9 protein-coding genes and 1 tRNA gene are annotated in these 9,079 nt (G+C 66.6%); 4 read left to right on the forward strand and 6 right to left on the reverse strand.

Going from position 1 to position 9,079, the window contains the following annotated elements; translation table 11 throughout:
- The first annotated feature begins 63 nt into the window (after nucleotides 1–63).
- From MZTS_RS18920 to MZTS_RS18930, 3 genes are all read left to right on the forward strand, one after another.
- Nucleotides 64–140, forward strand: a tRNA-Met gene (locus tag MZTS_RS18920).
- A gap of 225 nt (nucleotides 141–365) precedes the next feature.
- A complete protein-coding gene (locus MZTS_RS18925; protein ID WP_009867579.1) occupies nucleotides 366–839 on the forward strand; it encodes a hypothetical protein in 474 nt (157 codons plus the stop codon).
- Nucleotides 840–970: 131 nt separating this feature from the next.
- The gene (locus MZTS_RS18930; RefSeq protein ID WP_192285017.1) at nucleotides 971–2,602 is read left to right on the forward strand and encodes an ABC1 kinase family protein; all 1,632 of its coding nucleotides are present in this window, start codon (nucleotides 971–973) and stop codon (nucleotides 2,600–2,602) included.
- 230 nt (nucleotides 2,603–2,832) lie between these two features.
- Here MZTS_RS18930 and MZTS_RS18935 read toward each other — a convergent pair whose 3' ends face one another.
- From MZTS_RS18935 to MZTS_RS18950, 4 genes are all read right to left on the reverse strand, one after another.
- The gene (locus MZTS_RS18935) at nucleotides 2,833–4,836 is read right to left on the reverse strand and encodes a putative bifunctional diguanylate cyclase/phosphodiesterase (RefSeq protein WP_192285018.1); all 2,004 of its coding nucleotides are present in this window, start codon (nucleotides 4,834–4,836) and stop codon (nucleotides 2,833–2,835) included.
- A gap of 909 nt (nucleotides 4,837–5,745) precedes the next feature.
- A complete protein-coding gene (locus MZTS_RS18940; RefSeq protein ID WP_192285019.1) occupies nucleotides 5,746–6,195 on the reverse strand; it encodes a GNAT family N-acetyltransferase in 450 nt (149 codons plus the stop codon).
- Between the two features lie 376 nt (nucleotides 6,196–6,571).
- Complete coding sequence (locus MZTS_RS18945; RefSeq protein WP_192285020.1) at nucleotides 6,572–6,832, reverse strand: hypothetical protein; 261 nt, start codon at nucleotides 6,830–6,832, stop codon at nucleotides 6,572–6,574.
- Nucleotides 6,833–7,268: 436 nt separating this feature from the next.
- A complete protein-coding gene (locus tag MZTS_RS18950; protein ID WP_210329366.1) occupies nucleotides 7,269–7,550 on the reverse strand; it encodes a hypothetical protein in 282 nt (93 codons plus the stop codon).
- A 368-nt stretch (nucleotides 7,551–7,918) separates the two neighbouring features.
- On the opposite strand from MZTS_RS18950, the gene MZTS_RS18955 reads away from it, so the two are divergent.
- Nucleotides 7,919–8,305 (forward strand): hypothetical protein, encoded by a 387-nt coding sequence (locus MZTS_RS18955; protein WP_009866160.1) that lies wholly within the window; start codon nucleotides 7,919–7,921, stop codon nucleotides 8,303–8,305.
- Nucleotides 8,306–8,341: 36 nt separating this feature from the next.
- Here the strand turns inward: MZTS_RS18955 and MZTS_RS18960 are convergent, their stop codons facing one another.
- Together MZTS_RS18960 and MZTS_RS18965 are read right to left on the reverse strand one after the other, a co-directional pair.
- Entirely contained in the window at nucleotides 8,342–8,518 is a 177-nt protein-coding gene (locus tag MZTS_RS18960) for a hypothetical protein (RefSeq protein ID WP_003598432.1), read from the reverse strand.
- 54 nt (nucleotides 8,519–8,572) lie between these two features.
- On the reverse strand, nucleotides 8,573–8,965 hold the full coding sequence (locus MZTS_RS18965) for a (R)-mandelonitrile lyase (protein ID WP_192285021.1): 393 nt from the start codon (nucleotides 8,963–8,965) through the stop codon (nucleotides 8,573–8,575).
- Nucleotides 8,966–9,079: the final 114 nt, after the last annotated feature.

The following is a 9,079-nucleotide window of genomic DNA, read 5'->3' on the forward strand; positions in this document are numbered from 1 at the left end:
CACATTCCCGTCCCCCCCGGATCCCCGGCCGGCCCATACGCCCGCCGCGATCGCCAACACCGGCGCGGGGTGGAGCAGCCCGGTAGCTCGTCAGGCTCATAACCTGAAGGTCGCTGGTTCAAATCCAGCCCCCGCAACCAACACACACGACACACACACCTCCCGCTCAAGACCAGACGACGCAGCCCGCAGGGCCAAATGCCGCGCAGGGCCAGCGACGGTCGCAACTGCCGAGCCGCGCGGCGCGGCCCGGATCGAGAGGGCAGGGGGCAGCTCTCCCCAAAAAGCGGGAAAGGCACGCGCGGTTCGACCTTGATGCCGCCCAGGTTCCCGGCAGGATGGGGCTTCGACTCAGAGGCCTTCCCATGACCGCCATCCGAGCGTTTCTTCTAACGGCCACTCTGCTCGCGGTAAGCGCGGGCAGCTATGTCGCCTGGGCGCTGACCAGCGAGGACGGCTACGCCGTCGGCGGCCGGGTGCTCAAGGCGCAGTACGGGTTTCTCGTCATGCCGCATGCCGAGCGGCAGAGCCTGCGCAAGCTCGCGATGATGAAAGCGGCCGGCCAATGCGAGTGGGAACTCGACGAGGCGTTCTGGAGCCGCCTCTACCAGCTCTATATCGGTGACGAGCAGGGGGTCCGCGCCGCCGTCTACGCCGCTCTCCTGGATGAGCAGGAGCGCTACTTCCTCAGCGATGCGGATCACCGCCGCTGCCGCGCCGCCTGGGCCCGGTTCGGCACCGCTGGCGCCGATATTCCCGGAATCCTCCGCACGATGCCCACGGATGCGGCGCCGGCCGTGAGTGGGGTGATCGACGTCCATGCCGAGGCGGCACCCTGATCGGGCCGCAACTTCACCCGATGTGCTCCCGATCCTAAAAAAGCCCCACCCCCTGGCCATGGAAGAAGGGCTCGGCGAGGGCCGGATCGGTCTTGCCGAGGCCGACGCTTCGCGCGACACGCAAGGCCATCATGCTTAAAACCGCCTTCGTCGCCGCGCGCGACCGTCAGCGCCTCTCGGAAATCGCGTCGGTCCTGATCGGATTCGGGCTGACCAAGATCGTCGACCGGCTGGGGCTGCACAACATCCCGCTCATTCCCCGCCGGACGCCGCGGGTCGATGTCACGCGTCTCTCCCAGCCGGAACGGCTGCGCCGCGCCATCGAGACGCTGGGGCCGACCTTCATCAAGTTCGGCCAGATCCTGGCGAGCCGGCCGGACCTGCTCTCGCCGGTCTGGACCGACGAACTGGAGAAGCTGCACAGCCAAGTGAAGCCGGTGCCGTGGGCCCTGATCGGCCCGCAGCTCGAGGCCGATCTCGGCGCGCCGCCGGAGCAAGTGTTCGCTGAGTTCGACCTCAACCCGATCGCCTCGGCCTCGATCGCCCAGGTCTACCGGGCGCGCCTTCATTCCGGTGAGGAGGTCGTGGTCAAGGTTCTCCGACCGGGCTTGCGGAAAGTCATCGAGGCCGACCTGCGGCTGATGGCGCATGGGGCCCGCATCGTCGAGGCCGAGTGGCCGGAGATGGCCCGCTATCAGCCTCAGGAGCAGATGCGCCACCTCGCCAACGGCCTCAACGGCGAGCTCGACCTGCTCAACGAGGCCCGCAACTGCGAGATGATCGCCGAGATCTTCGCCGGGCGCGACGACATCGTCATTCCCAAGATCTTCTGGGAATGGTGCTCCGAGCGCGTTCTGGTTCAGGAATTCATCCATGGCATCTCGCCGAGCGATGCCGCCGCCCTGCGGGCGATCGACGCGGACAAGAAGGCGCTGGCACAGAAGGGCTGCGACGCCTTCCTGCGCATGGCGCTGATCGAAGGCGTGTTCCACGCCGATCCCCATCCCGGAAACCTGCTCGTGATGCCGGGCAACCGGATCGGCTTCATCGATTTCGGTATCGTCGGGCGCCTGTCGCAGAAGCGGCGCCAGCAATTGCTCGTCTTGATCGGCGCCATGCTGAAGCAAGACGTCGACGGGCTGATGGCGACACTGCTCGATTGGACCGGCACCTCGAACCCGGATCTGACGAAGCTGGAGCAATCCGCCCAGAACTTCGTGCAGGCCCATTCCTCGATCCCGCTCAATCTCGGGCTGGTGCTCACCGATTTCATGACCATGGCCCGCGAGAACGACCTCGCCATGCCGACGGATCTGGCGATCCTGTTCAAGGGACTGGTCACCGCCGATGGCGTGATGCGCCAGCTCGACCCGAATTTCGATCTGTTCGCCGCCGCCGGCCCCACGGTGCGGGCGAGCATGCGCTCGCAATTCTCCCTGCGCGGGCTTGCCCGCAAGGCCGAATCCCTGGGCGCCGGCCTCTTCGGGGCCGCTTCCGAGCTACCGACGCTGATTCACCTCATGCTGGTGCGGCTCAAGCAGGGGCGCGTCACGGTCGAGATCGAGCTGAAGGGGATGGACAAGCTTGTGCGCGGCATCGAGCGCGGCGCCGCGCGCGTCGCCGTCGGCTTGGTCGTGGCTGCCTTCGCCACGCAGCTCGCGCCGCGGCTCATCGATCTCGGAACGCCGGCCTTCGTCATCATCGGAATGACCGTGGCGATGCTGGGCGTCGGCTGGCTGCTGCTGCTGAGCCGCGATCGCTGAGCGCCGCCTCTCGGGGCCGGGCAGATGCCGCCCATGGAGGACCGTCCCGCTCCCAGGCGTCTTTCCAGGGACCTGGCCGAGATCGTCGTCGGGCGGTCGGGTGCAAGGACGCGCGGCTCCCGACCGGATGCGGATTTGGGCTTCGCTCAAACGCCGCGCGGGCTTGCCGAAACGGAACCCGCTCCGATCAAGCGGATGCCGTCTCAGCATCCATTTCGGGCGTCAGCGCTCTATGCGCCGCGGAGACGGACCGGATCAGGCCGGTCCGACAGGGTTTCGAGGGAGTCCAGGATGTCGTCGGCCGGCTGCGGACGTCCGAGATGGAAGCCCTGCATGAAGGGACAGCCCATGGCTTGGAGCGTGGCGAGATCGTCGGCGGTCTCGATGCCCTCGGCGACGACTTCGAGATCGAGCGCGCGGCCGAGGCCGAGCACCGCCTGAACCAGCTCGCGCTTGTCCTCGGCCTCCGTCAGCCCGGTGACGAGACTGCGATCGATCTTGACCCGGTCGGCCCGCAGCTGGCGCAGCGAGGCGAGCGAGGAATAGCCGTTCCCGAAATCGTCGAGTGCGACCCGGATGCCGGCCCGTGACAGCGCCAGAAGCTTGCCCTGAACGGCCTCGATATCGAGCGCCGTCTCCTCGGTGATCTCGATTTCCAGCACCGTCGTCGGCAGGCCCAGCGCCCGCAGCCGTCCGAGGATGATCTCGTCGACCGGGATCTGGGCCATCTCCCGCGGCGAGACGTTCATCGCCACCGAGAGGGTATGAAAGCCCCGGCTGCGCAATGCGCAGAGCATGGTGCAGACCTGCTCCAGGATGAAGCGCAGCAGCGATTCCGTCAGCCCGGCCATGGCGGCGGCGGCGATCAGGTCGGGCGGCGAGACCCAGCCATGGACCGGGTGATGCCAGCGCACCAGCGCTTCCAGGCTGGTGGCGCTGCGCCCGCCACACCCGAAGATTGGCTGGAACCACACCTTCAATGCGCCCTCGGCCAGGGCCTGCGACAGGCCGCGCTCACATTCACGCCGCATCTCCAGGCGCTTGCGCAGGCCTTCGTCGAACAGGCGGAAATGGTTGCGGCCGGTATGCTTGGCGGCGTAGAGCGCCTCGTCGGCGCAGCTGAGCAGCTGCGTCAGGCTCTCGGCGGGCCTGTGGCAGATGCCGACGCTCATGCCGAGCCGGCCGGCATCGAAGCTGTCGAATGGTTCGGCCACCGCGCGGATCAGGCGTTCGGCGAGGGCGGCCGGGTTCTCTATGACCTGCGTCCGGTCGAAGACCACCGCGAATTCGTCGCCGCCCAGCCGGGCGATGTCGCATTCCGCCGGCAGGGTGGTCCGGATGCGCTGGGCGACCTCGATGAGGACGCGGTCTCCCATGGTGTGGCCGTAGACGTCGTTGACCAGCTTGAACCCGTCGAGGTCGAGCAGCATCAGGCAGACGGCGCCGCCGGTCGCCATCCGCGCCTCGGCCCGCTGCGTGAAGCCGGCCCGGTTGAGCAGGCCGGTGAGGCCGTCATGCGTCGCCCGCTGGTGCATTTCCTCCGCCAGGGCGCTCGCGCTCGCGTGAGCCGCCTTGCGGGCTTCGGCGAGGACGGTGGCCTCGTGCTTCAGGCGGCTCGTCTCGCGGAAATTCCGCTCCGTCGCGACCGCGCTGCGGACCAGCGCGGCGAGATACAACAGCACAGTGGCGGCGAGGCAAAGCCGATCGAACCCTCCGCCCGCCAGCAGGCAGCCCGCGACCGAGAGCAGCGGCGGCGTGATGAAGCAGACCGGAATGCGGGCGAAGGAGATGCCGTGGGTTACCGCGCCCGCCGTGATCCCGCAGGTCACGGTGAGATAGAACAGGGTCTGCGCGGAGGTGTAGCCATCGCACAGGACGGGCAGGAAGGCCCAGACAAGGCCGGAGAGCAAGGCAGCAAGGCAGGCGAGTTGCAGATGCCGGTCGATCGAGCGGGCCGCCATCTCCCTTGAGGATGAAGCGCCCTCCGGCAGCGTCGCCAGCCCGAGGCAAGGCGCCCGCGACAGGCCGAGACGCAGAAGATTGACGGCGATCGAGGCCGAGAACCACATGCCCCCCAGCGGGCCATGGCCGGAATTCAGGGCCACCAGGAAGCTCGCCAGCCCGAGCAGGCCGTTGATCGGCAGGGATTGCTGCAGGCTCGCGCGTGCCGATTCGAGTTGATCGCGGCGGATCAGCTTGTCGAGGTGCGGCCCGGCGCTTCGGACTAGGCGCATGAAGGACGAGCCTGGATCGAACGCTTCGGAGGTGAAGCGTCTCGCTCGTACACGCAAAGATTTTACAGAAGGTTGCAGCGAAATCCTTCCAGCTGATTGTCAACCAACACGACAAGACAATCATGCTGCTGGTCCTGCCATGCCGTCGCTGTCTTCGCCGATGACTTGAACAGCGCAGGCGAATGGCGGGATCATTGGGGCAGAGCTTGCACGATCGGATTTCGAGGGGGCGCCGCGCATGTCCATCGGTGCGTTGCTCGTCTCGGCGAAGCAGGCATCCCGTCGATCCGATGTCCTGACCCCGGAAGAACGATCAGGGAGAGTTCCGGTCGGATATTGCTGCTTTCGGTCGCGTCCACGTGGCGCCGCTCGGTTCTAGGTGCCTCCCACAAAGCTCCCGCTGCGCCGTCGCAGCCAGAGAGGACACGACGCGGAATCGGGAGTTTTGTGAGGCACTCTAACTACCGGGTCATACCAGATCCGCTTGATCCCTTCGGGATGGCGGATCTGAGCTTCGCTCAAGCGCTGCGCGGGCTGGCCGAGACGATCTCCGCTCGCATCGCGCGGAGATCGTCTCGGCCGGGGCGCCGACGTGCCGGATTTCCCTCTTTCGAGATCATCAGCATGCATGTTCTACGTTCGATTCGTCAGGTGTGCCGTGGCGGACTTGGCCGCCTCGTGACGGGGATCGTGACCGCTCTGGACGGCCTGACGGTCAGAGTTGGCCGCTTCTCCGAGCGGTGCGAGGCGGGGTTGGCCCGGCGGACACCGCATCTCAGGGCCCGATACCGCAGGGAGGGGCCGCAGCCGATCGATCTGCCCTTGCTCCACCTGTAGGCTCGACGAGGGGAAGCAGCGTGGTGAAAGGGATTTCGTTCCCGTGTGGAAAGAGGCCTGACGGCGCGTCCGTCAGGTTTTCTTGCGCAGGGGTCTCGCGAAACAGCCGGTACTCGGCGTGAAACCGGTCGCGGCGGAGAATTCCGCCAAGCCCGTTCCGTCGCCGGAGGACAGGAGTTGCAGCGTGGCGCAGCCCGCCATGCGGGCCGCCTGCGAGGCCGCTTTCAGCAATTGGCGGCCGATGCCCCGGCGGCGACCATCGGGAGCGACCAGGAGCAGGGTGATTTGCGCGACGGGCGATGTCTGTTCGAGCACAGGATACCAGTGCAGGACAACGATCCCGCTCGGAGGCCCCCATTCGAGGGCCAGTAAAGCCGTGCCGGAGCCGTAGCGAAGGGCTTCGAGCTGCTCGGCCAGGAGGTGCGACGGCGCGGGACGGCCCGCTGCGCTCAGCAACTCGGCAACCCCGACCGCATCGGCCGGCATCGCCGTGCGGATCTCCAAACCGTAACGGCTTCCCAAAAGGCAAACCCCGCTCGACGTTCAACCCGCTGAACGGCCATCACAGCCAATGCCCCGATCAGGACGCGAACGCCATGAGCCCAGGAGAGCAAGCCGGCTTGTGAGGCCACATGATGATGAATGTCTCTTCGCGCAGCGCCGAGAGGCGCGGTGCTGCTCCAACTCGTTTGAGTAGGCTTTGCCTGATCGGCTGCCGCTCGCTGGAGGTTCGTAGAGGCTGTGACGCTTCCAAGGAGACTGCGCCGCACCTGATTGCACAATGGGTTGGAGCGGAGTGGGACCCGTAGATTATCCACACTATTCCATCGATTTCCGCCTCTGATGTCCCGACCGCGGCACGCAAGAGCGTCCGGGAGCGCTGCGAATTTTTGAAGTGTCAGACGTCGCCGCTCGTGCTCTGTCTGTCCGATCCGCGGCAGAGGAAACGTCGATGGAGGGGGGGAGGCCTGACCGATCCGGTCAGCGGGACGACGCGTTCTGGATCAGGATCGCCGTCGGCGGCCTGATCGGTTGCCTGCTGATCTATGGATGCTGGCAGGCCTTTGCCTGGTTCGCGGCTCACTTCCCGAAGGACTTCCGGTAAGCGCGGCGAGCGGGTCGGATCATCCAGCATCACCGGGCCGACCTTGGCGATCACGCCTCGCACCGGATCGAGGCGCAGGCCGCCGAAGCGGCCACCCGTTCACATGGCCGCAGGCGCCACTTCGATGCACAAGCGCCAGGTGGGCTCAGGAGGCATAATCAGCGCTCTGCGTTGCAACGATTTCTGCAACAACAACAGCCGTTATGGGCTGAACCAGAGCTAAGTGATTGAGCCGGCTGGCGCTCCCAAGGGGACTCGATGAAGCCTTACGCTTCAAAGGGTTGTTATAAAGTGGGACCCGCATCCGTTCCTATGCGTTCCATTGCTTTCCATTGCTGAGGTCCCACTTTTCAGGCCTGTCCGCCAGCCCCACGAGGACCGGCGGCTCGGTCGACTGAGTTCGGCGCACGTCAGTCCGGTACGACCAAACCTGGGAAGCATCCGCAACGAAGAAACGAAGCCGGCGCCGGAGCGAGGCCGGGAAGAGTGGCTACGCACCCGGCGAGCGTCGGGAGGATTGCGCTTCCGTTGTCCGGGTTCGGCTCTCGTCCGCTTGCCCGACGCTGGTGCTCAGCTTCGGGGTTCTGATCGCAAAGGCGCTGAAGCCTGCCGATCCGACCGCGGCGACGAGTGCTCCGGCGAGGATCCACGTTGCCGTTTCTCGCTCGGGAGGCGCAAATACGATCAGGAGCGATGCCGCCACTGCAAGAAATGCCGTCAGTGCGTACAGGCATAGCTTCGTGATCATCTTGCTGCGAATATGCTCGGACATAAGTCTGGTCTGAGCTTCGATGGCCTCCTCTCCGTATGCGCTGGCTATTATGTTGCCGCGGTCATCCATCTCGACATGCGTGACTTTCTACCGCGCATAGATCTGTTCGGACAATCTATCACGGAGGGGCCGCCTTCCGGTACGTGCTGGGTTGGCGGGATGATCATGCGGGGGCCGCGTTGGCGATCGGAGGATGGAGCATCCGACCTACGGCGGCCCCTTCCGGTCTCGCGCCGTGCGGCCGAAGAGCGGCGGCAGGAGTGCAGAGGCCCGAATCCCCCCTCTCCGCCAATCGACCTGAAAAGCCTGATTTTTCAGAGAGAACCAAGGGAAACAGCGACTTCGCGGCCGCCCGGTGGTACACACGGGTGGAGCAGGCGGTTGTCGAAGCGGTTCTCGCGCGGGAGTCCACCGTCCACCAGGAAGCCCGGATCGGCCGCGAGCTCGGCGGCGAGGCGCGCGTCGGCCGCAGCATGGATCGCGCGGTCGTGCTCCGAGGCCGTGCGGATGCGCCGGCCCCTGCCGGTGAAGCGCCGCTCGGGCCCGGCCGGGATCGTCTCGACGGCGAACAGGCGGAACTCCGGGGGCCGGCCGGTCCGGGCGGAGAGGTCGATCAGGCGCTCGCGGTGGCCGCAGCATGGGCAGACGGCGGTGCCGGCGTCGAGGTGAAGCGGCTGGGATGCAGCCGCCCGTCGATGGAACTCACCATGTGGCAGATGATCTTCGGGCGCATGGGGTTCCTCGCGTTCGCGTGACTTGATCGACGTCCCCGTCGGGTATGGGGTGACCGGCTACAGTGTCGAGTAGTGGGCATGGTCCCGCCACCGGGCAGCGGCGATGTTCGCGCTCCGGCCTTCCCACTGCAGGAGCTTGCCCTTGTAGGTGCCGCTCACCTTCCAGACGGCCTTGGATTTCTGCTCCACGGCGAGCTCGTATTTCTCGCCGCGGACGACAACGGTCTTCGTCATCCGATACCTCTCTCCTTGTCGTGGCGGACGATGATACGGGGTTGCCCGTCCGGGCTACTCGCCCCGGTACTGAGCGTCGGTGACGTGCTCCATCCACTCGACGACCTTGCCGTCGAGCGCCTCCGCGATGGCGACATGGCTCATGCCGGCGGTGGCCGAGGCCCCGTGCCAGTGCTTCACCCCCGGCCTGATGCGGACGACGTCGCCGGGTCGGATCTCCTGGATGGGACGGCCCCATTGCTGTACCCGGCCGGCCCCGGCCGTGACGATCAGGGTCTGCCCGAGTGGGTGGGTGTGCCAGGCCGTGCGGGCGCCCGGCTCAAAGGTGACGAGCGCCCCCGACATGCGCGACGGGGGCTCTTCCTTGAGCATCGGATCCACGCGCACCGCGCCGGTGAACCACTCCGACGACCCCTTGACCGAGGGCTGGGGAGCTATGCGGGAGATTGGGTGACGACGGTGTGTTGAAGGCGGCGTATCGAGGCGGGGTGGGTAACCCCCCCACACCCTCCACACAGCGCTAAACCCCCTGGGGCACCCTGCCCCCACGTCCCGGCTTCT

It is taken from the genome of Methylorubrum zatmanii (genome assembly GCF_014845115.1).
Classification (GTDB): Bacteria; Pseudomonadota; Alphaproteobacteria; order Rhizobiales; family Beijerinckiaceae; genus Methylobacterium; species Methylobacterium zatmanii.

Excerpts from the sequence above, each read along its gene's own strand:
- MZTS_RS18925 (WP_009867579.1), top strand. The coding sequence starts at position 366 with ATGACCGCCATCCGAGCGTTTCTTCTAACGGCCACTCTGCTCGCGGTA.
- MZTS_RS18960 (WP_003598432.1), bottom strand. The coding sequence starts at position 8,518 with ATGACGAAGACCGTTGTCGTCCGCGGCGAGAAATACGAGCTCGCCGTG.
- MZTS_RS18930 (WP_192285017.1), top strand. The coding sequence starts at position 971 with ATGCTTAAAACCGCCTTCGTCGCCGCGCGCGACCGTCAGCGCCTCTCG.
- MZTS_RS18950 (WP_210329366.1), bottom strand. The coding sequence starts at position 7,550 with ATGTCCGAGCATATTCGCAGCAAGATGATCACGAAGCTATGCCTGTAC.
- MZTS_RS18935 (WP_192285018.1), bottom strand. The coding sequence starts at position 4,836 with ATGCGCCTAGTCCGAAGCGCCGGGCCGCACCTCGACAAGCTGATCCGC.